The sequence below is a fragment of the Bacillus sp. FSL L8-0099 genome (assembly GCF_038006385.1).
Classification (GTDB): domain Bacteria; phylum Bacillota; class Bacilli; order Bacillales; family Bacillaceae_G; genus Bacillus_A; species Bacillus_A toyonensis.
The window spans coordinates 1,087,953-1,113,492 of the sequence record NZ_JBBOVC010000001.1 but is presented as its reverse complement, the minus strand read 5'-3'; the positions used below and the strand labels follow the sequence as shown (position 1 = coordinate 1,113,492).

Genomic DNA, 25,540 nt, shown 5'->3' with positions numbered 1-25,540 from the left:
ACTCTTTTTTATTTTCATTTCACATGAACAACTAATTCGTTATTTTCTACATCAACAACTACGTGACTATTATCCGTAATTGTGCCTGCAATTAATTCTCTCGCTAATTTCGTTTCCACTTGACGCTGTACGTATCGTTTTAATGGACGAGCTCCGTACATCGGATCAAAGCCAGCTTCTACAACAAATTCTTTTGCAGAATCCGTTAATTCCACTGTAATATGACGGTCAGCTAAACGACCTTGTAATTCTTTTACAATTTTATCAACAATACCTTTAATTTCATTCGTTGTAAGCGGTTTGAATAAAATAATTTCATCGACACGGTTTAAGAACTCTGGTCGGAAATGTCCTCTTAATTGCCCCATTACAAGTTCTCTTGATTCCTCTTTAATGGAGCCATCTGCTTCTAATCCATCTAACAAATGAGCAGATCCAATATTTGAAGTCATAATAATAACCGTGTTTTTAAAGTCTACTGTACGTCCTTGCGAATCTGTAATGCGTCCATCATCTAACATTTGTAATAAAATGTTGAATACTTCTGGATGTGCTTTTTCGATTTCGTCTAACAAAATAACGGAATATGGTTTACGTCTTACCGCCTCTGTTAATTGACCGCCCTCTTCATATCCAACATATCCAGGAGGCGCACCAATTAAGCGTGACACAGCGTGTTTCTCCATATACTCAGACATGTCGATACGAATCATTTGCTCTTCACTATCGAATAAAGACTGCGCTAACGTTTTTGCAAGTTCTGTTTTACCAACACCTGTCGGTCCTAAGAAAATGAAGGAACCAATTGGACGGTTCGGGTCTTTAATACCAGCGCGTGCACGAAGAACTGCGTCTGATACTAAACTTACCGCTTCCTCTTGTCCGATGACACGCTCTGATAAAATTTGCTCTAAGCGTAGTAATTTCTCACGTTCACCCTCAACGAGTTTTGCGACAGGAATACCAGTCCAGCGTGAAACGATATCAGCAATTTCTTCTTCACTGACTTCCTCGCGTAATAAACGATTTTCTTGTTTATTATGTGCGCTCATTTCTTCCGCTTCTTTTAATTCTTTTTCAATTGCAGGAATTTTTCCGTGACGAAGTTCAGCTGCTTTATTTAAATCGTAATTACCTTCTGCTTCTTCTAATTCACGGCGCAGACGCTCTAAATGTTCACGTAAGTCACGAACTTTGTGAATATCTTCTTTTTCTTTCTCCCATTTCGCTCTCATGCTACTTGCAACTTCTTTTAAATCCGATAATTCACGTTGCAATGTTTTTAGACGTTCTTGGCTACCAAAGTCCTTCTCTTTTCCAAGAGCGGCTTCTTCAATTTCCAGCTGCATAATACGGCGCGTTACTTCATCTAATTCTGTTGGCATAGAATCAATTTCTGTACGAATTGTTGCGCATGCTTCGTCAACAAGGTCAATTGCTTTATCCGGTAAGAAGCGATCTGAAATATATCGATCTGATAAAACAGATGCTGCTACAATCGCGCGGTCATGAATATTTACACCGTGATAAATTTCAAAACGCTCTTTTAAACCACGTAAAATGGAGATTGTATCTTCAACAGTCGGTTCCTCTGCTAATACTTGTTGGAAACGTCTTTCTAACGCTGGGTCTTTCTCAATATATTTACGATATTCATCTAATGTCGTTGCCCCGATACAATGCAGTTCACCACGAGCAAGCATCGGTTTTAACATATTCCCTGCGTCCATCGCACCTTCTGTTTTACCAGCGCCGACGATTGTATGAAGTTCATCAATGAATAATAAAATACGGCCTTCACTCTTTTTAATTTCATTTAATACAGCTTGCAGGCGCTCTTCAAATTCACCACGGAATTTTGCTCCGGCTACAAGTGCACTCATATCTAATGCAAAGATTGTTCTATCTTTTAACCCTTCTGGTACATCTTTTTTCACGATACGCTGTGCTAATCCTTCAACAATTGCTGTTTTACCAACACCTGGCTCACCAATTAAAACAGGGTTGTTTTTCGTTTTACGTGAAAGAATGCGAATAACGCGGCGAATTTCACTATCTCGTCCGATAACAGGATCAATTTTCCCTGCTCTCACTTCCGCCACTAAATCACGGCCATATTTTTCTAATGCTTCATAAGTTGCTTCTGGATTTTGACTAGTCACTCTTTGATTCCCCCGAACTGTCATTAAAGACTGTAATAAGTTATCTTTCGTAATATGCAATCTTGTAAATAAATGATTGATATCGCCTTTTTCTTCAGAAAAAGCAAGCAATACATGTTCTACTGAAATGTAATCATCCTGCAGTTTTTCTGCTTCTTTCCCTGCTCTTACAAGCAGTTGCTGCAGATTGCTTGTTATATACAATTTCCCAGCTTCTGCTCCGCTTCCCGTTACAGAAGGTTTCTTTTTAATTACATTTTCTACATCTTGCTTCAATGCTTCTATATCAACATTCATTTTTTGAAATATACGTACTGCTAATCCATCTTGCTCCTCTAATAATGCAAGTAATAGATGAACAGTATCCACCTCTTGGTGATGATGAGATACCGCTAAAGATTGGGCACTCATAATCGCCTCTTGTGTTTTCGTTGTCATTTGATTTAAGTCCATCTTTACAGCCCTCCAAAAGTTTGACTTTCTTTGACCTTTGATTTGATTATACGCCAACTTACTTTTTTATACAATAAATTTGCCTATGTATTTTCAAACTTATTATTGGAAAAAGAAAAAGGGAGCATTCATTATGCTACTTAAAAAAGTACAGTAAATGAAATTATATTATGTAACAAAAAAAAAGCCGCAATAAAGATTGCGGCTTCTGTTACGGTTTTCTTTTATATGTCCACTGACGGTTATGATTCGTGTTATCTGGAAACTTTTCACCGGCAGTTAATTGTACCATTTGCGGATTTTTTACCATACTCCCCGTTTCACCAATTTCTACGTAAACGCCATCATTTGGCGCTTTTTGTCCAGAACGAAACCTGCGATTTTGTCCCATCTTCATTCTCCTTCCATGACGTCTTGCCTCATTAGTATATCCATTTTAAAAGAAAGCTTTTCTGTCATGTTTAGGAAACAAGTACTACAGTTCACCGATTTACAATATATATAATTACACAAGCTTAAGCAGGGATTACTTCCTTACTTGTAGAAAAAAAAGAAACCAACCTACCTGTAGGCTAGCTTCAAAGGAGAGTCAAACATATACGAGAAGATTACATGTTTATTATAAGCCTCCTCATACGGGCAATGTAACCCTTTTCACAATTTGTACATAATGAAAGAAACATTGTTTGAACTTTCTAAAAAGTTATTGACTTTTCTTGATTTCCAACGAGAAATAGTAGACACCACAGTACTTTGCGACGTAAGATGGATATATAGTGAACTTTCCATCTATGGTGGTCTCACCCAGTCTAACCTCTTATTTCTGCATATTAAAAACGGAAATACAGATAGATACAAAAAAATTATTATAAGAGGTGAAATTATGAGTAAACAACATTTAATCGCATTAGACTTAGACGGCACTTTATTAACAGACAACAAAATAATTTCCACTCGAACGAAACAGACAATTACAAAAGCAAAGGAACAAGGGCATATCGTCGTCATTTCAACAGGACGTCCATTCCGTGCTAGTTTTGATTATTATAAAGAACTTAATCTTAATACACCGATTGTAAACTTTAATGGTGCTTACGTGCATCACCCTCTTGATTCAAATTGGGGCACACATCACTCTCCACTTGAGCTAGCAACAGCCCAAGAAATTGTCCGAGCTTGCTTTGATTTCGGCGTAAAAAATATATACGCTGAAGTAATGGATGATGTGTACGTTCGTGAAATTGATGAAGATAAAAAACACATTTTCGAATTTGGTTCTCCAAAGATTTTCACAGGAGATTTATTAAATATTTTAAACGACCATCCGACTTGTTTATTAATTGACGCACACGATGATCATTCCGTTGCAATTCGTCAACATTTAACTGATATGCACGCTGAAGTGATCGATCATAGAAAATGGGGCGCACCTTGGCCAATTATTGAAATTGTAAAAAGTGGATTAAATAAAGCGGTCGGATTGCAAAAAATTTCTAGTCATTACAACATTCCAAAAGAGCGCATTATCGCTTTCGGTGATGAAGATAATGATTTTGAAATGATTGAATTTGCTGGTCACGGTATCGCAATGGGTAATGCAATACCTGAATTAAAATCACTCGCCAATCATACGACATTAACAAATGAAGAAGATGGCATCGCTCTATATTTAGAAGAGGTTCTTGGATTGTAATCTAAAAATTCCCTGCTTATAGTTTCTCGCCAAACGCTCATACTATAATTAGACGCCGAGTTAACGCGTCAATTGTTTTCAGCTAAATAAAGGGGGTTTTTCGAATGGGTAAAAAGAACAAATCAAAACGTTTTATCCAACAAGGAGCCGATGCTGTTATGAAGCATGATGCAAGATTCCCGTACAGAGGTACATTAGCTGAGGCAGAAAAAGCGAGAAGTAACTCTTCTTTTGGAGGGGTTTAAATGGGGAACTTACTATTCCAACAAGCTAGAGATGCTGTTGCAAATGCCGTATCTTGTTCAAGCGGCGCTGAACAACAAGATCTCGTATATACAGCAAAAAACGCTTTGCAATCCGCTTACGCAAACTCTTCAACTGCTGAGAAAGTTCAGCTACGCGAGATGCAGGAGCAGTTGCAAAACATTACGAATTTGCATTAAAAAAGAGGACCAACTTTGGTCCTCTTTAATCTTTTCGAAACAATCCGAATACCCCGACCGTTTGCAGTATATTTGTGAACGCACCTGGGTCTACTTGTTTAATAACCCTTTCTAATTCGTACAACTCGTAACGAGTAATAACCATCATTAACATTTCCTTATTTTCATTTGTGTAAGCACCTGTTGCAGGTATAGTTGTAATCCCTCTCACTAATCGTGAGTGAATCGCCTTTCGTACGTCTGCACCATTTTTCGTAACGATTAACGCTGTTATTTTCACATGGCGAGTATGGATGGCATCAATAATTCTCGTTGATACATATAAAGTTACTAACGTATATAACGCTTTCTCCCACCCATATACATAACCCGCAGCGATAATAATAATTGCATTAAAAAAGAAAAAGTATGTACCGACAGGTTTATCTTTTATCTTAGATAAAATCATCGCAATGATATCTAAACCACCTGTAGAAGCACCCCATTTTAACGCAACCCCTACCCCAATCGCTGAAATAATGCCGCCAAAAATTGCATTTAGTATAATATCGTTCGAAACCGCTCGAACTGGGATAATTTCTAAAAACAAGGTCATAAATATAACGCATAGAAAACTAAAAAAAGTAAAAGCCTTCCCAACCTTTTTCCACGCTAAAATAACGACAGGAATATTAAATAAACTAAACAACACCCCTGTAGATATATGAATAGATAAAAAATCACCTAATATTTGTGATAGTAATTGAGACAATCCAGCAAAGCCACTCGCGTACACTTTCGCTGGTGTTAAAAACAAATTCATTCCAATCGCATTTAATAAACCTGCGATAATTACAACGATTAATTTCTTAATAAGTTCGGTATAATTCAACTTCAAATCCATCTCTAATCCACCTTTACCCTTCATAAATGCACCGCTATACATAGTCTTTACGAAAAAGGAAATGATAAACGTACAACGTTTAGAAATGGAGTTGATACATATGCCACATACGAGTGATAACGACAAAAAAGCTCGCGATAATAATGCAAAACGCACGCAAAAAAATGAGCAAGAGCAAAAAAATATTCAGCAGGGCAAGCGCGCATATTCCAAGAAGACTGATCACCTTTGATCCCATCGTACATCAACATAATTGTTGATGTACTTTTTTTACATTTCACAGGAAAAAACATTAAAAATTCACTTCATGTTCACTTCTATATTCTACAATAGCGATAACATATTCGGATGAGGTGTTAGCATGAGAGGGAAACATATTTTCATTATTACTGCACTAATAAGTATATTAATGCTTTCTGCTTGCGGACAAAAGAATGGATCAGCTACAGTCGCTACAGCAACAGACTCAACCATTACGAAGAGCGACTTCGAAAAACAATTGAAAGATCGTTACGGAAAAGACATGCTATACGAAATGATGGCATACGACGTTATTACGAAAAAATATAAAGTATCTGACGATGATGTAGATAACGAGGTCCAAAAAGTAAAAAATCAATTTGGAGACCAATTCAAAGGATTTTTAGAAAACAATCGTTTAAAAGATGAGGCTGATTTCAAAAATCAAATGAAGTTCAAACTCGCTCTGCATGAAGCGGTTAAGAAAAGCGTTACAGAAAAAGACGTGAAAGACCACTATAAACCAGAAATTAAAGCGAGTCACATTTTAGTAAGCGATGAAAATGCAGCGAAAGAAATAAAGAAAAAACTAGACGCTGGTGCTTCATTTGAAGAATTAGCAAAACAAGAATCACAAGATCTACTATCAAAAGAAAAAGGCGGAGACCTCGGATACTTTAATTCAGGTACAATGGCGCCTGAATTTGAAACAGCTGCCTACAAACTAAAAGTTGGCGAAATTAGCAATCCCGTCAAATCAACGAACGGCTATCACATTATTAAATTAACTGATAAAAAGGATTTAAAGCCTTACGATGAAGTGAAAGACTCCATTCGTAAAAACTTAGAAGAAGAACGTATCGCTGACCCTACATTCAGTCAAAAACTATTACAAGACGAATTAAAAAAGGCAAATATTAAAATAAATGATAGTGAATTAAACGATACATTTTCTCTTATATTTGAGCGGGGAAACTAAAAAAAGCACGGTCTTATTTAAAAAGATAAGACTGTGCTTTTTAATCTTTCATCAATATTTTTAACTTTTTCTTCAAGCTTTTATAATGCCAATTGATGTGATCTAATTCTATCTCTACTTCAATTAGCGTATCTATTAAGTCTTCTTTAGATTGCTGAGAGTTTATAATATTTTCAAGTATTTTTTCAAACCTTTCAGTGCTCTCATATATATCATGTAAATCAACTGCTGCTATTTCGCGTTCTTTTTCAGGAGATAGTACTGTGAGACTCTTTATTAATTGTTCCCGTACATTATCTTGCACTTTCGGACTCCCACTTTATACGCACTTCACAATTAACCACGGATACCACAATACCTCTTCCGCTTCAATTTCTCCATCATCAATTGAATGGATAATCTGTTTTGCATCTTCATACTTATCAACAAGTGATAAGTCATTTAACCTCTTATCAAACATTTTAAAGTCCACTTGTAAATTATTGAAAATGAATGAGTAAAATCCATTAGACTCGTAGCCGCATATGTCAAACCCTAATATTTCATTATTTTTAACATCAGTAGGTAATGAACTTTCGAGAAAATCATATATGGAAACTTTAAAGTCATTTTCTTCCCGCTCATTCATTAAAAAGTCCGTCCGATACTCTTCTGAAAGATTTAAGCTGATAATTTCTAAGTTTTCTATCCCCTTTAAATAATTTTGCTTAAAGAATCTCGCATCTTCTAAATCTTTAAAAACATTCGGCCAGGCAAACTTTGCTTCCTCCATTAGTGTATCTAAAAAGGTTTGACCACTTTCATGCTCTTCTTTACTAATCTTTAACTTTCCATTTATCACCTTAGCAATAGGATCATTTTTATTTGAATTACACCAAGGAAAAAAACAATAATCCGGAAATGTAGGCCGAACCCCATTACATATCGTTAAAATGGTTTGTGATAAATCCGTAATCATACAACCTTTATTGATAAGTTCTCTATCATAGGAAATTATAAGATATCCGGCGTTATAAAATTTCATATGCACACCTCTTTTCAAAGGGTATTCCTCACTCTTTCCGTTTGATAATTCAGATAGTTAACCCCGTATAGTTTCTACATATTAGGGACGTAATTCAGTCATTTATTTTTATAACCTACAAATTCTTTAAAGATATTCAAATTATTACCAGCAATTATTAACAGCGCACCATCATATCTAATGAATGCACACCCCGATGACGGCACTAATTTGATTTGCGGAACAAAACAATCCCCCATTAAACACTCTATAAATTTACTTTGAGTTATTTTTTCAAATTTAATGTTAACGCAGTTTCCAAAACAGATCATTGCCATAGTGTTTCCTATGCTGACACTGTAAAATAAATTGATTATATATGACACTTCTTCCTTTCGTATAGAATCGAAAACAAAGTATATATTATTTCGTCCCAAATCAAAAATTGTATAGGAAATGTTTTTAGAATCTATTTCTCCTTTTAAACTTTGTTTCTCACTTTTATCTACCTGTACGATAAACTGATTCGTTCTTTCATGAAAAAGTATATTTAAATTCTCAATATTACGAGCATCATCATCAAATAAATCTGTTTCATATACATTAGTTACATCGCTGACACGATATATATTTTCATCTCCAATATGTTGCATTTCTTCGAATATAAAATCCATAATACTCCTTCTTTTCTCTTAAGATTGTAATTCACTATCGTTTATAAACCTCTTCTACACTGTCATGGTATACATAATATGAACATAACAGCTAAGACCATACATCATAAGTGCAATCATTGTAATATACCACTTTCCTTCGTACTTCTTTACATACTGCATAAGCCCCCAAAGGCAAAGCAATATAATTGATTGAACTACTAAGATTTTTAATGTCCCCACTAGTGTAGCTATCATAGAATAGGTAATCCATATACTCAAAAATGAACGTATAACTATAACCGCAGCAGCGATTTTTTGATAATAAAATAGTTTTATACTCCCCACATAGTAATCTTGTAAAAGAATAACAGACGCTATTAAAATATTTAAAACAAGAATTACAATAAATTCTAAAACCACTACCAATCCTTCCATTCTCCTTCTTTAAATTTATTTACGCTTTCCTATCGCATTAGAAATACGCATTAACTTTTCTTTTTCAAAAAAGCCAGCTACGATAAAAAGCACACATAAAGAAAATACAACTAAACATTTAACCTTCCAACTAAAAAAATCAAAATAAGAAGTAAAAGCTATTAAAATCATATAAACTAATAATATTAACACTACACTCAATCTCTTATATTCTTTTGCCCTCCAAGTAATAATTACAGCATATATAATCCAGCCAAAAGCAAAAACACCATAAATAATTTCACTACTAGACATATACCCTCCTATCTCTTACTTTTCTTAGAGTTTCTTTTAGGATTATAATTTTTATATGCTGTTTTATACCCTTTATAATATCCATCTAAAAATACTCCTGCATCTGGAAGAAATCCACATCCCCCAAAGCCTTACTTCCCCTCATAATTAGTGCTTTAGTCGCTGTTTTTTTCGCATTATTCACAACTACATGTTTTCCGACTCGATTGCCAACTTTTACGCTACCTGCTTTTTGTTTGGATTGTTTTATAGATCCAGACCAACCTGCATATCCAGCTATTCCAAAAGGCATAACCTTCCCCGCTATGTTACCAGCTCCAGAAAAATTGAAACCATAGCTCTCAACCCAACTTTTTATTCCCGCTCTTACTCCCCTATCATTGGCATAAGCCGTTCTCTTATCATAAACCCACAATTGTGTCGTTCCCCAAGGACGGATATACCCAATGCCCATCTGGATCCACCGATAAGAACACTCCATGGTCTGGGTTGTAGTAACGAGCGATCAGATAATACATACCAATCTCTTTATCATACATGTATCCTGCATATCCGAATGGATTGTCCGCCGCGATTCCTTTTGCTTCGCTCTTTAAGACGTTACCCCATGCAGCATATTCATACGTTGCGACAACTTCCTTATTGTAGTTTGTCATCGTCGTAACATATATAAAGAAAAAAGAGCCTATATTCGCTCTTCCTTCATACACACCTTTAACAAATGAATCTTTCTGACCACTAACTTTTCTGGTGGTATATTAATAGCCTCTAAAAGCAAATTGAATATACATGTAAGTACCAACACCATAAATAACAAAAGCAACTATAGTAATTATCCATTTTTCAGCACTTTTTTGTACATACTTCGAGCATGCCCAAATAAGAAGTAAAATAATTAATTGAATTGCAGTCACTTTTGAGACAGCAATTATAGTAGTTTCCGTAACAAATACTATCCATATTCCTATTAAAATACGTGTGACTTGAATAATAAACAAGATCCTACTATTAGTAATACTTTCTTTAATACTAATTACATTACTTTCTTGAAATAAAACAATCAATATTAAAACACATTCTAAAACCAAGATAGCAGCAAATTCTAAAATTTCTATAAGCACATTTAACCCCTCTTTATTAACGTCTTCCTACTGCATTCGAAATCCTCATAAGTTTCGCTTTCGTTGAATTTTTAAATGCTTTTTCCCTTTGTTTTTTCGCTCTTTTCATTCCATCTAGCCGAACCCCTGGATTCCTTTGGATATGTTTTCTAGGATTCTGCATGAATCGTTTTGCATTGCTTACACCTTGTTTCATTGCAGGTGTGAGACTTCTTTTTTGAAAAACTGCTCTTCCCAAACCTTTAAGAGGACTCATAAAGCCCAAAATCCTTCCTGCTCCACCAGAAATCACCCCTTTAACCGCTCCATATCCCGCTGCTTTAAGTCTTCCTTTCCATGTGTATCCCTTATTTCTATTTTTATATAGGTACATTCCAACTTCCCAACCAGCACCTATAGCAGCACTACCAACCCACCAAGCAACATGTCCATCAGGATCGACCATCATTACCGGATTATTGTCTGCATACGTATATCCATTCATTGTAACCGGATCATCCTCATCACCCGGATCCGGATCCACCGATAAGAGCACACCATGATCTGGATTGTAGTAACGAGCGATTAAGTAATACATACCAATCTCTTTATCATACATGTATCCTGCATATCCAAATGGGTTGTCTGCTGCGATTCCTTTTGCTTCACTCTTTAAGACGTTACCCATGCATCGTATTCATAGCTTGCGACTATTTGTCCATCTTTGTCGGTCATTGCTATTACGTCACCGCGCGGGTTGTAGTGGTAGTATACCGATTGATCTTGGATTTTCATTGCTAGGCGGACGCCGTCTTTGTTGTAAACGTATTGACGGAGGACTTTTCCGTTCCCGTCTGTTTCGTATAGCGGGTTAATGCTGTCACCATCGTAGAAGTAACGGGTTACTTGTCCGTTTACGTTCTTTTCAATACGACGGTTTTCGTTGTCGTATTTATATGTTGCGAACGGTTTGCCTTCCCCTTTTTTCGTTACAGCAACAAGTTGGTCTGCTTCGTTCCATGTGTATGTGTATTTCCCATCAGATGTACGGTTACCATTTGCGTCATACGTTAACGATTCGTTTCCGAATTTTAGAAGTTGATTTCCTTCGTTAAATGTTGCGATTACTGATTTTGTTTCTTTTCCATTTTCTGTTACTTTCACACTCGTACGATTGCCAAATCCATCATACGTGTAGTCTCTAACTGTTCCATTTGGTGTAGATTCTTTTAATAATTGATTAATTGGATCATATACATAATTTGTTTCCGTTATTTTCCCATCAGGACTTTCATGTTTAATCTTCGTACGGTTTCCTGTTTTGTCATACTCATATTTCTCTAATAGTAGCATTTGCTTTGGTGTTGCAATAGCTAAATCCGATAGTTTCCCTGTTTGATCATAATTATACGTTGCACCAGCATCATTCGGTGCGATATACGTACGTACGTGGCCATTCTCATCTGTTTTCATTCTTACAATTAACAATTTAAAGAATTTTCTGATGGTCTTCAATATAAAAACAACAATATTGTGTCTTTTTTTCTAAAAATGTATATTTTCTGACAATTTATCATTTTATATTCTTTTTTTCTTATAAATACAGTAAAATATTTGTAGATTAAACGTTTTATTACACCTTATTTACTTTTTATCTACTTTATAATAAAAAAAGAACTATTTTTTCTCTTAAAAATTTAGAGAAAAAATAGTTCTTTTTCATTCACTTTATTTCTTAAAGTAAGTCCAACCTTCTTCTTGGTAAATCTTTTCTTCTTTCATCATTTTACCAAGCGCACGCTTAAACGCAGCTTTACTCATATTGAAACGTTCTTTAATGTCTTCTGGGTGGCTCTTATCCCCAAACGGCATTGCTCCGCCTCTTTCTTCCATATATTCATAAATTACTGCAGCATCATCTTCCATTCCTTCTTCTTTACGAGGAAGAAGTGAAATGTTGATTGTACCGTCATCTTTCACGTCAATAATACGACCTGTTACACGCTCACCGATGCGGACTTGTTCTTTTCTTTCTGTATGGTGTAAGAAAGCACGGAAATGCTCATCAGTTAGTATGAATGAACCAACTTGAAGTGAACGATACACACGTCCATTGACGTTTTTATTACGCATAGATGGCGTCGCATCTACGATAATTTCTTGCATATCACTGTCTCTTGCTGGAAGAGCGATTAAACGATCACGATTCGTTAATTTTAACGTACAATATAATTCGTCGCCTACTTCTGGCCAAACTGGCATATAAATCGGGAACTCATCAAGTGGAATTAGTATATCTTTTGATACACCAATATCAACAAACACACCTAAACTAGGAATAACTTCTACAACCTTTACCCAATTCCAATCATGTGTTGTAATAATTGGCTCCTTCATTGTTGCTGAAATACGATTTTGGTGATCAAGGTATAAGAATACATCAATTGTATCGCCTTCTTCAATTTCTCCAGCTACTTCGTTTTTATGTAGGAAAATTTCTTCCTCTTCATTCCCAACCATATATCCGATTTCCGTTTCGCGTAAAACAGTTACCTGTTCAATCGATCCTAATTGCAAATACATATTTTTTAATTCCCTTCTATATATATAAAGTTATCTTTTTTATCATTCCAAACAAAAGTTAATTATAACACGATTTTTCCTTTATTTGTCCAACTGCCCAAAATTCACTATAATAAAGTGAGGTTACATGAATATCAGTATGAAAACACTTAAGTCTAAGCTCGTTTTCAGCTATACTTTAGTATGTACAGTACATAAAAAGATTAGAAATTTATTTGGAGGTGCTAACTATGGCAAAAGATAGTTCTTTTGACATCGTTTCGAAAGTAGAATTACCTGAAGTAACAAACGCAATTAACATCGCATTAAAGGAAATCCAAAACCGATATGACTTTAAAGGAAGTAAAAGTGATATTAAACTAGAAAAAGAAGTACTTGTTTTAACTTCTGACGACGAGTTCAAATTAGACCAAGTAAAAGACGTTTTAATTTCTAAACTTGTAAAACGTAACGTTCCAATTAAAAACTTGGACTATGGAAAAGTGGAAGCTGCGACTGGTAACACTGTTCGCCAACGCGCAACGTTACAACAAGGTATCGATAAAGATAACGCGAGAAAAATTAACAACATCATTAAAGAAATGAAATTAAAAGTGAAAACACAAGTACAAGATGATCAAGTACGTGTTACAGCGAAAAGCCGTGATGACTTACAAGCAGTAATCGCAGCCGTTCGCAGTGCTGACTTACCGATTGACGTACAATTCATTAACTATCGCTAAAAAGAAAACTCCTCTTAATTAGAGGAGTTTTTGTATTTATTAAGAGCAGCACCATATCGCTTTATCAAATGATTTTTTCGGAATATATACTTTATCATTTTCGATTTTGTATTGAATATTATTTTTCTTAAGAGCTGCTGTGTCAACAGAATGAATACTATCACCCCACCGAACAAATTCCCTATCGTCACCGATGTCCCCAAAATACAAACTTACAAATACGATAAGAAGACATGAACATAGAGCGAGCAACTTCTTTTTCTGCAAATATCTCACCTCATCTGTGTTTCCTTTTAACCGCAATTAAAAACGCAATAAATAATACGTTCACACCGACGATTAAGGAAATAAATAACCAATTCACACCTGTTTCTTTACTAACAGTATACACATTCGATTCTTCGCGCTTTAAAACGAGATAGAACTTCCCGTTTTCTTCTCTTATAATTTCGTCTTCTAACAATCCTCTTAACTGTTGTTTTTCACCAATTGCACTTGCAGGTAAGGCAACTTTTTGTGTTTCTTTCGTATTATTAATTGCTACTAATGTTACTTCATCTTTGTACTTTCGTTTTAATATACTCATTCCATCTTTATCATATAAAAGTTCAAACGTACCACGTCGTAAAGATGGTCTCATTTGTCTAAGTTCGCCAAGCTTTGTTATGTGCTGCATAAACTTTTCATCTGATTTAAAATCCATTAATCGGCGATTATCCGGTACGCTTCCTCCATCTAATGCGATTTCAGTTCCGTAATAAAAATTCGGAATCCCTGGTGATGTTAATAAATAGGTAAGAGCTAGTTTCAAACGTGATGGCGGATAATACATATTTTCTTTTGCGATACGTGCAAACCTTTTTGTTTCTTGATTATCTAAAAACGTAACAAACTCCTCTTCTTTTTTACTCACATCATATAACGATTTCACCGATACATCCGCTTCGGAAAACGATTCTACTATTTTTTCATTGTATTCACTATCTTCTTTTGTCATAATACGAAAATCTTTCTTTATCACTTGCATATCCTTTTGAACGTCACCCCAGAAAGAACGCGGCTTTTTTTCACTATGTATTACATAACTTCCATCTAAATCGACTTCTTTTACCCACCATTTCATCGAGTCGATTACTTGTTGTTCGTTTTCTCCAAATGGAAATTGAAATACAACTTTCATTCCTTTTTCGTGAGCTTCTTTTACAAGCTCTTTCACATCATTTTCTGTTCCGAAATGTTCATTTACTTTTTGAAAATTTCGCACGTCTAATCCATCATACTGTCCACTTTCAAAAAGCGGCGAAAGCATAACAGTCGTAAAACCCATTTCTTTTATATAATCCAGCCTTTTTATAATCCCTCTTATATCTCCGCCCTGATAACCTTCTAAATTACCAATGTCTAACTGCTTGTCATTTTTCGGTTCTCCATTATTGAAGCGATCAATCATAATCGAATATATGACTTCATCTCGCCACTCTCTTTTTTCATCTGCAAAAGTATGTATTGGTACAAACAAAACGACAGCTAAACAAAAACAAATGAATAGGTTCCTAGTCCATATTTTTTCCACACGCATCCCCCAAGTTTTTTAATTGTAAGAATATTATACCAATTATCCAAGCAAATCGCATACGCTGATTTCATTCCTTCAAAAATACATAATGTTAGATTTTCTTACATGATTAATGAAATTTTCTAAAAATTCAGTTGATTTTCACCTCAATTTCGAATATGATATGAAACATAACAAACAATGTAATATTTTCTAACATTACAGGAGGGGATTGAATGAATACGGGAGATACAGTTTTTATGTTTGTAACGACAGTAATGGTCATGTTAATGACACCAGGATTAGCACTTTTTTACGGAGGCATGGTTCGTAGTAAAAATGTATTGAGCACAACGATGCACAGCTACAGCGCAATGGCTATCGTCTCAATTCAGTGGATTGTAATCGGTTATTCTTTATCTTTCGGACCAGATTGGCACGGACTTATAGGCAATCTCGATTGGTTCGGCTTAAACGGAGTTACCTACGTACCAAATCCAGACTACTCATCTACTATTCCTCACAATTTATTTATGATGTTCCAACTCATGTTCGCTATTTTAACTCCAGCTTTAATTTCAGGTGCATTCGCTGAAAGAATGCGTTTTTCTGCCTTTCTTATTTTTATTCTTCTATGGACAACACTCGTTTACAATCCCGTCGCTCATTGGGTATGGGGCGTTGGCGGATGGCTAAGAGAACTTGGCGCGTTAGACTTCGCTGGTGGTAATGTCGTTCATATCACTTCTGGTGTTGCCGGTCTTGTATTAGCGATCTTCCTCGGAAAACGAAAAAACATAAACGGTGCCTCTCCTCACCATTTACCATTTACGATGTTAGGTGCAGGTTTACTATGGTTCGGGTGGTTCGGTTTTAACGTCGGGAGTGCATTATCATTAAACGACGTCGCTTTAACTGCATTTATTAATACAAATATAGCCGCCGCTGCCTCTGCTCTAACTTGGATGCTATCTGAATGGTTCTTCCAATCGAAACCGACTGCGATGGGAGCTGCTTGCGGGGTTGTTTCCGGTTTAGTCGCAATTACGCCAGCTTGCGGATTTGTTACACCTTTCTCCGCCCTTCTTATCGGAGCAATCGGGGGCGTATTATGTTTCGGTGCTGTCTTCTTCTTGAAAACGAAATTTGGGTACGACGATACACTTGATGCATTCGGATGTCACGGCATCGGAGGAACTTGGGGCGGTATTGCAACTGGACTTTTCGCAACTACTACTGTAAACGGTGATGGCGCTAACGGTCTGTTTTACGGAAACGCAGCTTTACTATTTAAACAACTTGTCGCAATCGGAGCAACATATGCATTCACAATTATAATGACATACGCCATTATTAAAGCGATCAACTACTTCCTCCCTGTTCGGGTAGATGAGCACGAAGAACATATGGGACTTGATATTTCGATGCACGGTGAGAAGGCTTATGAGTATACTGAGCGAGTGAATTAAAAAAGAGATGCAATCTACTACTAGTAGATTGCATCTCTTTTTATTATACTGTCGGTGGTATACCCTAGTTGGTATATTCATGAATATATCAGCGATTATTCGAATATATCGACGATTTTTTAAATATATCAGCGATTTTTTAAATATATCAGCGATTCTTTCATTATATTGACGTTTCGACACAAAATATCGATTTACCAACAAATTCCGACATGATGAAAACGAAAAATACCCCGTGTAAAGCTTATTTTACACATAAAAAGACGACCGAAAACCGGTCGTCTTTTTCTATTTATTTCGGAGCATTCCCTACATATTGCGTAATATCAACATTTAACGCTTGAGCTAAACGCATACCGTACTCTTGATCTGCACGGAAGAAGTTACAAACAGCTAATAATTTCGTGCGCTCATTTACGTCTTTTAAGTCGTTTGTTAAGTTTGCAATTAAGTTATCTTGCTCTTCTTTAGAAAATGAACGGTAACGCTTACCTGCTTGTTTGAAGTCATTTGGTTTCTCAATTTTTTCACGAGATACGTAGCCTTCTACTTTCATAGTTGAATCGCGGTAAGTTGGATCTTCAACCGGATTTTCCGTATGACGGCTCGGTTCGTAGTTTACCGTAGATGGGTTTTGATTTACTTGCATTGCACCATCACGTTGTTGGTTATGAACAGCTGCATATGGGCAGTTTACAGGAATTTGTAAGTAGTTTGCACCAAGGCGATAACGCTGTGTATCTGGGTAAGAGAATAAACGTCCTTGTAATAATTTATCTTCAGATGGTTCAATACCATTTACAGTTGCACTCGGAGAGAACGCCACTTGTTCTACTTCCGCGAAGAAGTTTTTCGGATTACGATTTAACGTCATTGTTCCTACTTCCATTAATGGGAAACGATCTTCGGGCCATACTTTCGTTGGATCTAGTGGATCAAAGTCTAAAGAATCCGTTTCATCTAGTTGCATCACTTGTACGTGTAAATCCCACTTCGGATAATTTCCTTTTTCGATTGCATCGAACAAGTCACGAGTTGCATGGTTGAAGTCTTTCCCTTGCACTTCTTGCACTTCTTTTGCATTTAAGTTACGTACACCTTGCTGTGGTTTCCAGTGATATTTAATATAGACGATTTTACCTTCTGCATTAATCCATTTAAATGAATGGACACCGAAACCTTCCATTTCACGATAACTCGCTGGTGTACCGTAATCAGAAAATACCCACGTCATCATATGTGTAGATTCCGGACTTAACGTCATGAAATCCCAGTAACGATCTGGCGTTTGAATGTTTGTATCAGGTGCTGGTTTTAAAGAATGCACCATATCAGGGAATTTAATTGCATCACGAATGAAGAAGACTGGTAAGTGGTTACCTACGATATCGTAATTTCCTTCTTCTGTATAAAATTTAACAGCGAACCCACGTGGATCACGAGCTGTTTCCGGAGAACCTTGACCATGAATAACCGTTGAGAAACGAACAAATACAGGCGTTTCAGTTCCTTCATTTTGTAAAAATGCGGCTTTCGTATATTGCTTCATGCTGTTTTTCGTTACGAATACACCGTGAGCACCTGCACCACGCGCATGCACAACACGCTCTGGAATACGTTCACGATCAAAATGTGCAAGTTTTTCTACTAAATGATAGTCTTCTAACAATACCGGCCCACGGCGACCAGCTGTACGAGAGTTTTGGTTATCTCCAACTGGAGCACCTTGGTTTGTTGTTAAGCGATTATTTGGATTCATCTGGGGGATCCTCCTCTTTCTTTCATAGTAATTATTATTTATTTAAAATTATTATAAATTAATTATTATTCAAAACTAAATCTTTGTCAACCATTTCCTTCATTTTTTTGGAAACAATTTCAGCTAAACAATCAATAAATACAGGTTGTGCATTCGGCATATTCGGTCTAAAATATTGGACTTTTAATTTATCCGTTACAACCTTACATTCATAGTCGTTGTCATATAAAACTTCCAAATGCTCTGCCACAAATCCAACTGGGCAATATATGAAAGATTCATATCCATACTCTTCAAACAAATCTCTCGTTAAATCTTGCACATCCGGTCCAATCCATGGATCTGGAGTATTTCCTGCACTTTGCCAACCAATTGTATAGTGCTTTATGCGTGCTTCTGTAGCAATTAAATCTGCTGTTTGCCGTAATTGCTCTACATATGGATCACCTGCTGCAATAATTTTTTCTGGTAAACTATGCGCCGAAAAAATTACGACTGCTTTTTCTTTATCTTTAACTTTTGTAAACGTTTCTTTTATTTGATCTGCCCAATAGGAAATAAACTTCGGTTCATCGTACCATTGTTCAATTGGTTCAATAACAGGGCCACCAATGTCTTCTGAAAGACGAATCGCGCGTTCATTATATGCTTTAATGCTGAATGTAGAGTAATGCGGTGCTAATACGATACTAATCGCATGCTCAATCCCATCTTTCTTCATCTCTTCTACTGCGTCTTCTATAAATGGTGCAATATGTTTTAATCCTAAGTAACAAGTAAATTCATACTCTGTAAATATATTATTCATTGAATCCGTTAATTTATGCGCTTGCTCTTTCGTAATTTTCGCAAGCGGTGATATTCCACCAATTGCTTTATAACGCCCGATTAAATCTTGGAGCGCTTCTTCTGTTGGCTTACGCCCATGACGGATATGTGTATAATACGCTTCTACATCATCCAATGACTCCGGCGTTCCATACGCCATTACGAGTAAACCTATTTTTTTCTTTGCCATCTATTTCACACCTCAATTTTTGAAAATGAGAATCTTTTTCAAGAACGTTTGTTTCCAATTATAACAAGCAATAATAAGTACGTCAAAATAATAATTCTAAATAAATATTATTTATAAGGTGATTTTAAATTTTATATGACAATTTATTTAATAAAAAAAGCGGCTCACGTACATGTAAGCCGCTTTTCTGCTATTCTTTAATATTTACCCCATACTCTTTAAACCAAACGTGAATTTGTGCTAAATGAGCTAGAAGTTGCGGCCCAGTCATTAATTGACCGAACCAAGGTGTTTGGAATGCACTTCCGCCTGAGTGGATTAATCCATTCAATTGCTCTTTGTCAAACAATTCATGCAAAATTGAGCCTTTATCCGTTAATAAATCTTGTAGCCATACTGTTACCGCTTTTGTATAATGCGGGTTATGCGTTTTCGGATAAGGACTCTTCTTTCTATATAAAATGTCATGTGGAAGTATCCCTTCTAAAGTTTTACGCAATAGACCTTTTTCGCGGTTTTCATACATTTTCATTTCCCAAGGAATATTCCACGCATATTCGACAAGTCGGTGGTCCGCAAATGGAACGCGCACTTCTAAGCTCGCTCCCATACTCATGCGGTCTTTTCTGTCTAATAATGTTGTCATAAACCATACCATGTTTAAATAAAATAATTGTCGTCTCTTCGCTTCTAGTGGGCTTTCTCCCTCTAAAATAGGAACTTCTTGAATGGATTCTTCATAGCGCCTTTGTACATATTGTTGTAAATTTAATTTACTTCTCCATTCTTTCTTCAGAAGTTGTTCACGTGCTTCTGTAGAGCGCATCCATGGGAATGCACTTGATTGTAAATCATCTTCTCTATAAAACCATGGATACCCACCGAAGATTTCATCTGCACATTCTCCAGATAAACCGACGACAAAGTCTTGTTTAATTTCGCGGCAAAACCATAATAATGAGGAATCGATATCTGCCATACCAGGCAAATCACGAACGAGCACCGCTTCTGTTAAACACTCTGCTAGCAGTTCATTTGAAATGACGCAACGATGGTGAGTCGTTTGAAACGTTTCAGTCATTAAATTAATAAACGGCGCATCTGAATTGGGTTGGAATGCATTTGCTTTAAAATATTTTTCATTATCTTCATAGTCAATAGAATACGTGTGTAATGGCCCTTTCCCTGATCTTTCATATTCTTTTGCGGCAATTGCTGTTATAGCACTTGAATCTACACCACCTGATAAAAAAGTGCATAACGGTACATCAGAAACGAGTTGCCTTGTAATAGCATCTTGTAATAAAAAGCGTGTTTTCTCTACTGTTTCTTCAAAGGAATCTTCATGTTTTTTGCTTTCTACATTCCAATATCTCCATATACATAAACCATTTTTTGAAAATGTCATTGCGTGGCCCGGTCGTAATTCTTTTATACCAGCATAAATACCGTGACCAGGCGTTCTAGATGGTCCGAGGCCGAATATTTCTGATAACCCTTCTAACGTTACTTCAGCCTTCACATCAGGATGCGCTAGTATCGCTTTTAACTCTGAGCCAAATAGTAATCGTCCACTATCATATTTATAAAATAGCGGTTTTACACCTAATCGATCTCTTGCAATAAATACTTGTTCTTTCCGTTCGTCCCATACAGCAAACGCATATATACCGTTTAAATGATCGACACATTCTTCTTTCCATTCAATATACGATGCTAATAATACTTCCGTATCAGAATGACCTTTGAACGTATATCCTCTTCTTAAAAGTTCCTTTCGAATGTCTTCCGTGTTATAAAGTTCGCCGTTATAGCAAATTGCATAATTCACTTCATCCTTTAAACAAGTCATCGGCTGTTTACCACCCTCAGGGTCAACAACGATTAACCGTTTATGCCCAAACGCGACATTACCCTTAATCCAAACTTTATTATCATCTGGGCCACGCTTCGCTAACGTCTCAGCCATCTTCATAACGACGGCCCTTTCTCCTTCTAATGAGCGTTTATAATCCACCCATCCTGTAATCCCGCACATATAAATCATCCTTCCATCTTATTACTTTTCCTGAACGTGCAGTAATCCCCACTCTAAAAGTGCGGATACAAAAAAATGACAAACTTGACGATAACCTACCATCCGTATACGGAATAGTAATTTCACTCAGTAAAACGTGTTTTATTGTATGCCCACCTATGTCCGGATGTGTCTAGTTATAAAGAACGCGCGAACTGTCTATAACAAGAATAACTACTTTTCATAAAGGAGAAATCGTGTATGATACAACGTAAACATATTTTATATAACCAGCCTCGTGCTCATTCAGTCGGTAATGTAGAATATATAAACAATGAATGGGTATTCTTTGATGATGAAAATGACGAAGCATTTTTATTAGAAGATATTGCCGAAGATGGCTTTGAGGTTTTATATAACAACAACTGGCTACCAGCTCGTTTTTATGAACAAAACATATTGCAAATCGCAAATGAACAACATCCCCTCCAAAACGGGGAAATGATACGCATTCGTAAAAAATTACTCCTTAGCTATCATGAATGGCTTGAGGAATTACCCGATTCTGTTTTTGCGTTATTAACAGAATCATTGCAATCACTTCATTACTCTCTATATGATTGCATGTATTGCCATAATTATTTATCCTTCTTACCGAAAGAGGAAGCATGCGAGGGAGTAAATATTCTTTTATTTGATAATGAAGAGATGATCTGTACACTGCAGCACCATTTCGTTCGTCACTCTTCTTCAAATAAAAATATTTTCCGTTTTACGAAAGTAAATGGAGAAGAGTTGCATATCGATGCGACATAAAAATAAAAACCACCGTATCCCCCAAACATTTGAGAGATACGGTGGTTTTATTTTTTATTAGAATACTTGCCAACCAATCGGTAATTTCAGTCCAAGGTAAAATACCGCTACTAGTGCGACAATAAATAATCCCCAAACTGCCCCTGTTGCCTTATTCTTGCTCATTTTCACAAGAACCATTTCCATTCCACCGATAACTAAAATACCAGCTATCATTTTTAAACCGTACCACATGTGCATGTTACTTGTTGCAGTCTTCATAATACCCATGTACAACATGAAACCTGTCACAATAATGATAATGTACATAAGACGAAGCCCCATATGTACACCTTTCCCTTTTCTTCCTGCTGAATAAAGTGAATACGCAACGAAGAATAAAATTAAACCTAACGCCCATGCTGTAATATGCATATGTACCATCGTATCCCCTACCTCCTCTTTTCACACTTTTTCACTCTATATGATAACATGTTCATTTATTTTCAGGAAATGTTTCGCTTTTTTACATTTAAATGATATAATATTTAGAGTATTTACAAACTTCTTGTAATAACAAAAGGGGGAACAATCATGATTCAAACTAAGGATATTATCGAACTTACAGACACATACGGAGCAAATAACTATCACCCACTTCCAATCGTTATTTCTAAGGCAGAAGGCGTTTGGGTAGAAGATCCTGAAGGAAATCGCTATATGGACTTATTAAGTGCATATTCTGCAGTTAACCAAGGTCATCGTCACCCAAAAATTATTAACGCTTTAATTGACCAAGCTAATCGTGTTACGTTAACTTCTCGTGCTTTCCATAGTGATCAATTAGGCCCTTGGTACGAAAAAGTTGCGAAACTAACTAATAAAGAAATGGTACTTCCAATGAATACAGGTGCAGAAGCTGTTGAAACTGCAATTAAAACAGCTCGCCGCTGGGCTTATGATGTGAAAAAAGTAGAAGCAAACCGCGCTGAAATCATCGTTTGTGAAGATAACTTCCACGGACGTACGATGGGTGCTGTTTCTATGTCATCAAACGAAGAGTACAAGCGTGGCTTCGGTCCAATGCTTCCTGGCATTATTGTAATTCCTTACGGTGATTTAGAAGCGTTAAAAGCTGCAATTACACCAAATACAGCAGCATTCATTTTAGAGCCAATTCAAGGTGAAGCAGGAATTAACATTCCACCAGCTGGTTTCTTAAAAGAAGCTCTTGAAGTATGTAAAAAAGAAAACGTTTTATTTGTAGCAGATGAAATCCAAACAGGCTTAGGCCGTACTGGTAAAGTATTTGCTTGCGACTGGGACGATGTAACTCCTGACATGTACATACTTGGTAAAGCACTTGGTGGCGGCGTATTCCCAATCTCTTGCGTTGCAGCAAACCGCGACATTTTAGGTGTATTCGAGCCAGGTTCTCACGGTTCTACATTCGGTGGTAACCCACTTGCATGTGCTGTTTCTATCGCAGCTCTTGAAGTGTTAGAAGAAGAAAAATTAACAGAGCGTTCTCTTCAATTAGGAGAAAAATTAGTTGGGCAATTAAAAGAAATTGACAACCCAATGATTACTGACGTTCGCGGTAAAGGTTTATTCATCGGTATCGAATTAAACGAGCCAGCTCGTCCTTACTGTGAACAACTAAAAGCAGCTGGTCTATTATGTAAAGAAACACACGAAAATGTAATTCGTATCGCACCACCTCTAGTAATCTCTGAAGAAGATTTAGAGTGGGCATTCCAAAAAATTAAAGCTGTATTATCGTAATGATAGAGAGGTTGTCCTACACGTTAGGACAACCTCTTTCCTTTTATAGTGATTTATATTAAAGTTTAATTGTAATTTTCTGTTTTTTCATTCATAGAAGGAGGTGCGACATGCTATTAAGATATGGTAAACATATTAACTATTTAGCTACAGCTTTTATTTTAGTTACATTCTTTGGTTTCATCCTTTCCACAACATGGCTTCATTACTCAACTCCTACTACACTCACACTACTGAAAGCATCATTTTGGACTGCTGTTATTCTTACTATTATTGGATTTGGACGAGAAAAAAGCGCACTTGCGGTTATATTATTTGGCATTTGTACACTTGCATTAATTGGTCTTTACACTTTTGCCGTTATCGATTACCTCTATAACCCGAGACCATAGAAAAAAGCTATCTTTATACAAGATAGCTTTTTTCTTCATTTCACTACATTTCGCAAAGTACCAATTCCCTCTACTGTAATGACCACTTCATCACCAGCGTGTAAAAACTTCGGTGGTGTAAAGCCCTTTCCGACACCAGACGGCGTTCCTGTTGCGATAATATCGCCTGGTTCTAATGTCATCCCTTTACTTATCGTTGAAATAATTTCTTCAATTGAAAAAATCATTTTATTTGTGTTTGAAGTTTGTCTTACTTCTCCATTTACTACTGTTTCGATGTGTAATGCGTTCGGCGTTTCAACCATTGATTTATGCATTAAATACGGTCCCATCGGACAAAACGTATCGAAGCTTTTCCCAAGGAAAAACTGTTTATGTTTCCTTTGAATGTCACGAGCGGTTACATCATTTATAACTGTATATCCGAAAACATGGTCAAGCGCTTTTTCTTTTTTTATTTGCTTCCCTCGCTTACCAATAACAATAGCTAGTTCCCCTTCATAATCTAGTTCATTCGTTGCGTGGGAATGCCCATTGATTTTCTCATCAATTCCAATAACTGTTGTTGGTGCTTTCGTAAAAATCATTATATTTTCCGGAATAGACTCTACTCCGCCCATCTCGATTGCATGTTCACGATAGTTTTTCCCAACACAAAGTATATTCTTTCTTGGCCTTGGAATTGGTGCTAATATTTTCACCTCTGTTAACGGATAATACGCTACCCCTTCATTTTCCTTTGCCCAATTTACAATTTCACATATTTTCTCAAGACATTCAGTCCCTCTTTCAATACACTCTAACATTGTAATCGGAATCGTAACCTTTTCCCCTTTTTGTCTTTGCGCTTCTCTTAAGTGCAGTACTTTTTCTTCCTCTTCGTCTACAATACCTACAAATACCTTTTCCTCTTTCTTCGCCGTTACAAAACGCAATATTTCCACTCTCCATCCTAAAACTCATACCATTTAATTGTATTCGCATCTATAAGAAAAAAACCTTCTCATGCACGCTAATTTTTACAATATTCTTCTCGCACCTTATTCGTTACCATTCGTTATTTGACATAAAATGTAGAAATTTTACTTTTTTTAGCGAAGTTGT

General features: G+C 36.3%; 29 protein-coding genes and 1 pseudogene. 10 read left to right on the top strand and 20 right to left on the bottom strand.

Annotated features, from left to right (window positions below):
- Positions 1-14 precede the first annotated feature (14 nt).
- Positions 15-2,615 (bottom strand): ATP-dependent chaperone ClpB, encoded by a 2,601-nt coding sequence (clpB, locus tag MHH42_RS05785; protein WP_016108002.1) that lies wholly within the window; start codon positions 2,613-2,615, stop codon positions 15-17.
- Between the two features lie 211 nt (positions 2,616-2,826).
- On the bottom strand, positions 2,827-3,006 hold the full coding sequence (locus MHH42_RS05780; protein WP_016082481.1) for a YjzC family protein: 180 nt from the start codon (positions 3,004-3,006) through the stop codon (positions 2,827-2,829).
- A 492-nt stretch (positions 3,007-3,498) separates the two neighbouring features.
- Here MHH42_RS05780 and MHH42_RS05775 point away from each other — a divergent pair, with 492 nt between their 5' ends.
- The 3 genes from MHH42_RS05775 to MHH42_RS05765 all read left to right on the top strand — a co-directional run bounded on the left by MHH42_RS05775 (position 3,499) and on the right by MHH42_RS05765 (position 4,751).
- Complete coding sequence (locus MHH42_RS05775; RefSeq protein ID WP_000043171.1) at positions 3,499-4,308, top strand: Cof-type HAD-IIB family hydrolase; 810 nt, start codon at positions 3,499-3,501, stop codon at positions 4,306-4,308.
- Between the two features lie 104 nt (positions 4,309-4,412).
- The gene (locus MHH42_RS05770) at positions 4,413-4,553 is read left to right on the top strand and encodes a hypothetical protein (protein WP_000516816.1); all 141 of its coding nucleotides are present in this window, start codon (positions 4,413-4,415) and stop codon (positions 4,551-4,553) included.
- Complete coding sequence (locus MHH42_RS05765; protein ID WP_000527396.1) at positions 4,554-4,751, top strand: DUF3813 domain-containing protein; 198 nt, start codon at positions 4,554-4,556, stop codon at positions 4,749-4,751.
- A gap of 25 nt (positions 4,752-4,776) precedes the next feature.
- Here the strand turns inward: MHH42_RS05765 and MHH42_RS05760 are convergent, their stop codons facing one another.
- The gene (locus MHH42_RS05760) at positions 4,777-5,634 is read right to left on the bottom strand and encodes a YitT family protein (RefSeq protein ID WP_000364440.1); all 858 of its coding nucleotides are present in this window, start codon (positions 5,632-5,634) and stop codon (positions 4,777-4,779) included.
- A 100-nt stretch (positions 5,635-5,734) separates the two neighbouring features.
- On the opposite strand from MHH42_RS05760, the gene MHH42_RS05755 reads away from it, so the two are divergent.
- Entirely contained in the window at positions 5,735-5,866 is a 132-nt protein-coding gene (locus tag MHH42_RS05755) for a DUF3941 domain-containing protein (RefSeq protein ID WP_001120851.1), read from the top strand.
- A 129-nt stretch (positions 5,867-5,995) separates the two neighbouring features.
- The gene (prsA, locus tag MHH42_RS05750) at positions 5,996-6,853 is read left to right on the top strand and encodes a peptidylprolyl isomerase PrsA (protein WP_001214219.1); all 858 of its coding nucleotides are present in this window, start codon (positions 5,996-5,998) and stop codon (positions 6,851-6,853) included.
- Positions 6,854-6,893: 40 nt separating this feature from the next.
- On the opposite strand, the gene MHH42_RS05745 is transcribed toward prsA, so the two are convergent.
- The 10 genes and pseudogenes from MHH42_RS05745 to MHH42_RS05700 form a co-directional block, all read right to left on the bottom strand.
- Positions 6,894-7,157: a hypothetical protein gene (locus MHH42_RS05745; RefSeq protein ID WP_001153801.1), complete on the bottom strand. Its 264-nt coding sequence runs from the start codon at positions 7,155-7,157 to the stop codon at positions 6,894-6,896.
- 15 nt (positions 7,158-7,172) lie between these two features.
- A complete protein-coding gene (locus MHH42_RS05740) occupies positions 7,173-7,877 on the bottom strand; it encodes a hypothetical protein (protein WP_070172863.1) in 705 nt (234 codons plus the stop codon).
- A 98-nt stretch (positions 7,878-7,975) separates the two neighbouring features.
- The gene (locus tag MHH42_RS05735; protein WP_340892992.1) at positions 7,976-8,530 is read right to left on the bottom strand and encodes a hypothetical protein; all 555 of its coding nucleotides are present in this window, start codon (positions 8,528-8,530) and stop codon (positions 7,976-7,978) included.
- A 54-nt stretch (positions 8,531-8,584) separates the two neighbouring features.
- Positions 8,585-8,947, bottom strand: a complete 363-nt coding sequence (locus MHH42_RS05730; RefSeq protein ID WP_371399199.1) for a hypothetical protein — start codon at positions 8,945-8,947, stop codon at positions 8,585-8,587.
- A 15-nt stretch (positions 8,948-8,962) separates the two neighbouring features.
- Entirely contained in the window at positions 8,963-9,241 is a 279-nt protein-coding gene (locus MHH42_RS05725) for a hypothetical protein (protein WP_070172861.1), read from the bottom strand.
- Between the two features lie 85 nt (positions 9,242-9,326).
- A complete protein-coding gene (locus MHH42_RS05720) occupies positions 9,327-9,695 on the bottom strand; it encodes a hypothetical protein (RefSeq protein WP_240518129.1) in 369 nt (122 codons plus the stop codon).
- Positions 9,643-9,897, bottom strand: coding sequence for an RHS repeat-associated core domain-containing protein (locus MHH42_RS05715; RefSeq protein ID WP_240518130.1), 255 nt, complete (start codon positions 9,895-9,897; stop codon positions 9,643-9,645). Before MHH42_RS05715 ends, MHH42_RS05720 begins: the two co-directional genes overlap by 53 nt.
- A 102-nt stretch (positions 9,898-9,999) precedes the next feature.
- Complete coding sequence (locus MHH42_RS05710; protein ID WP_070172860.1) at positions 10,000-10,362, bottom strand: hypothetical protein; 363 nt, start codon at positions 10,360-10,362, stop codon at positions 10,000-10,002.
- A 16-nt stretch (positions 10,363-10,378) separates the two neighbouring features.
- A pseudogene (locus MHH42_RS05705) lies at positions 10,379-11,817 on the bottom strand (RHS repeat domain-containing protein); the annotation flags it as partial.
- A gap of 252 nt (positions 11,818-12,069) precedes the next feature.
- Positions 12,070-12,924, bottom strand: a complete 855-nt coding sequence (locus MHH42_RS05700) for a CvfB family protein (protein ID WP_070172859.1) — start codon at positions 12,922-12,924, stop codon at positions 12,070-12,072.
- Positions 12,925-13,154: 230 nt separating this feature from the next.
- Here MHH42_RS05700 and MHH42_RS05695 point away from each other — a divergent pair, with 230 nt between their 5' ends.
- Positions 13,155-13,646 (top strand): YajQ family cyclic di-GMP-binding protein, encoded by a 492-nt coding sequence (locus MHH42_RS05695; protein ID WP_340892988.1) that lies wholly within the window; start codon positions 13,155-13,157, stop codon positions 13,644-13,646.
- Positions 13,647-13,685: 39 nt separating this feature from the next.
- Here MHH42_RS05695 and MHH42_RS05690 read toward each other — a convergent pair whose 3' ends face one another.
- Together MHH42_RS05690 and MHH42_RS05685 are read right to left on the bottom strand one after the other, a co-directional pair.
- Entirely contained in the window at positions 13,686-13,913 is a 228-nt protein-coding gene (locus MHH42_RS05690; RefSeq protein ID WP_001169968.1) for a hypothetical protein, read from the bottom strand.
- A gap of 10 nt (positions 13,914-13,923) precedes the next feature.
- Positions 13,924-15,219, bottom strand: coding sequence for an alpha-amylase family glycosyl hydrolase (locus tag MHH42_RS05685; RefSeq protein ID WP_240515268.1), 1,296 nt, complete (start codon positions 15,217-15,219; stop codon positions 13,924-13,926).
- A gap of 218 nt (positions 15,220-15,437) precedes the next feature.
- Between MHH42_RS05685 and MHH42_RS05680 the strand changes: the two genes are divergently transcribed.
- The gene (locus MHH42_RS05680) at positions 15,438-16,670 is read left to right on the top strand and encodes an ammonium transporter (protein WP_070172857.1); all 1,233 of its coding nucleotides are present in this window, start codon (positions 15,438-15,440) and stop codon (positions 16,668-16,670) included.
- 292 nt (positions 16,671-16,962) lie between these two features.
- Here the strand turns inward: MHH42_RS05680 and katB are convergent, their stop codons facing one another.
- The 3 genes from katB to asnB all read right to left on the bottom strand — a co-directional run bounded on the left by katB (position 16,963) and on the right by asnB (position 21,485).
- Complete coding sequence (gene katB, locus MHH42_RS05675; RefSeq protein WP_340892987.1) at positions 16,963-18,429, bottom strand: catalase KatB; 1,467 nt, start codon at positions 18,427-18,429, stop codon at positions 16,963-16,965.
- A 58-nt stretch (positions 18,430-18,487) separates the two neighbouring features.
- Complete coding sequence (gene hemH, locus MHH42_RS05670; RefSeq protein ID WP_097854897.1) at positions 18,488-19,447, bottom strand: ferrochelatase; 960 nt, start codon at positions 19,445-19,447, stop codon at positions 18,488-18,490.
- A 190-nt stretch (positions 19,448-19,637) separates the two neighbouring features.
- Positions 19,638-21,485: an asparagine synthase (glutamine-hydrolyzing) gene (gene asnB, locus MHH42_RS05665; RefSeq protein WP_097854896.1), complete on the bottom strand. Its 1,848-nt coding sequence runs from the start codon at positions 21,483-21,485 to the stop codon at positions 19,638-19,640.
- Positions 21,486-21,725: 240 nt separating this feature from the next.
- On the opposite strand from asnB, the gene MHH42_RS05660 reads away from it, so the two are divergent.
- Positions 21,726-22,280, top strand: coding sequence for a DUF2777 domain-containing protein (locus tag MHH42_RS05660; RefSeq protein WP_000616037.1), 555 nt, complete (start codon positions 21,726-21,728; stop codon positions 22,278-22,280).
- A gap of 57 nt (positions 22,281-22,337) precedes the next feature.
- Here MHH42_RS05660 and MHH42_RS05655 read toward each other — a convergent pair whose 3' ends face one another.
- On the bottom strand, positions 22,338-22,703 hold the full coding sequence (locus tag MHH42_RS05655) for a YisL family protein (RefSeq protein ID WP_000233490.1): 366 nt from the start codon (positions 22,701-22,703) through the stop codon (positions 22,338-22,340).
- 150 nt (positions 22,704-22,853) lie between these two features.
- Between MHH42_RS05655 and rocD the strand changes: the two genes are divergently transcribed.
- Both rocD and MHH42_RS05645 read left to right on the top strand, forming a co-directional pair.
- Positions 22,854-24,044, top strand: coding sequence for an ornithine aminotransferase (gene rocD, locus MHH42_RS05650; protein ID WP_000616647.1), 1,191 nt, complete (start codon positions 22,854-22,856; stop codon positions 24,042-24,044).
- Between the two features lie 110 nt (positions 24,045-24,154).
- A complete protein-coding gene (locus MHH42_RS05645; RefSeq protein ID WP_000926856.1) occupies positions 24,155-24,436 on the top strand; it encodes a hypothetical protein in 282 nt (93 codons plus the stop codon).
- A gap of 35 nt (positions 24,437-24,471) precedes the next feature.
- On the opposite strand, the gene MHH42_RS05640 is transcribed toward MHH42_RS05645, so the two are convergent.
- Positions 24,472-25,371, bottom strand: coding sequence for a fumarylacetoacetate hydrolase family protein (locus tag MHH42_RS05640; RefSeq protein WP_001213082.1), 900 nt, complete (start codon positions 25,369-25,371; stop codon positions 24,472-24,474).
- Between the last annotated feature and the right edge of the window lie 169 nt (positions 25,372-25,540).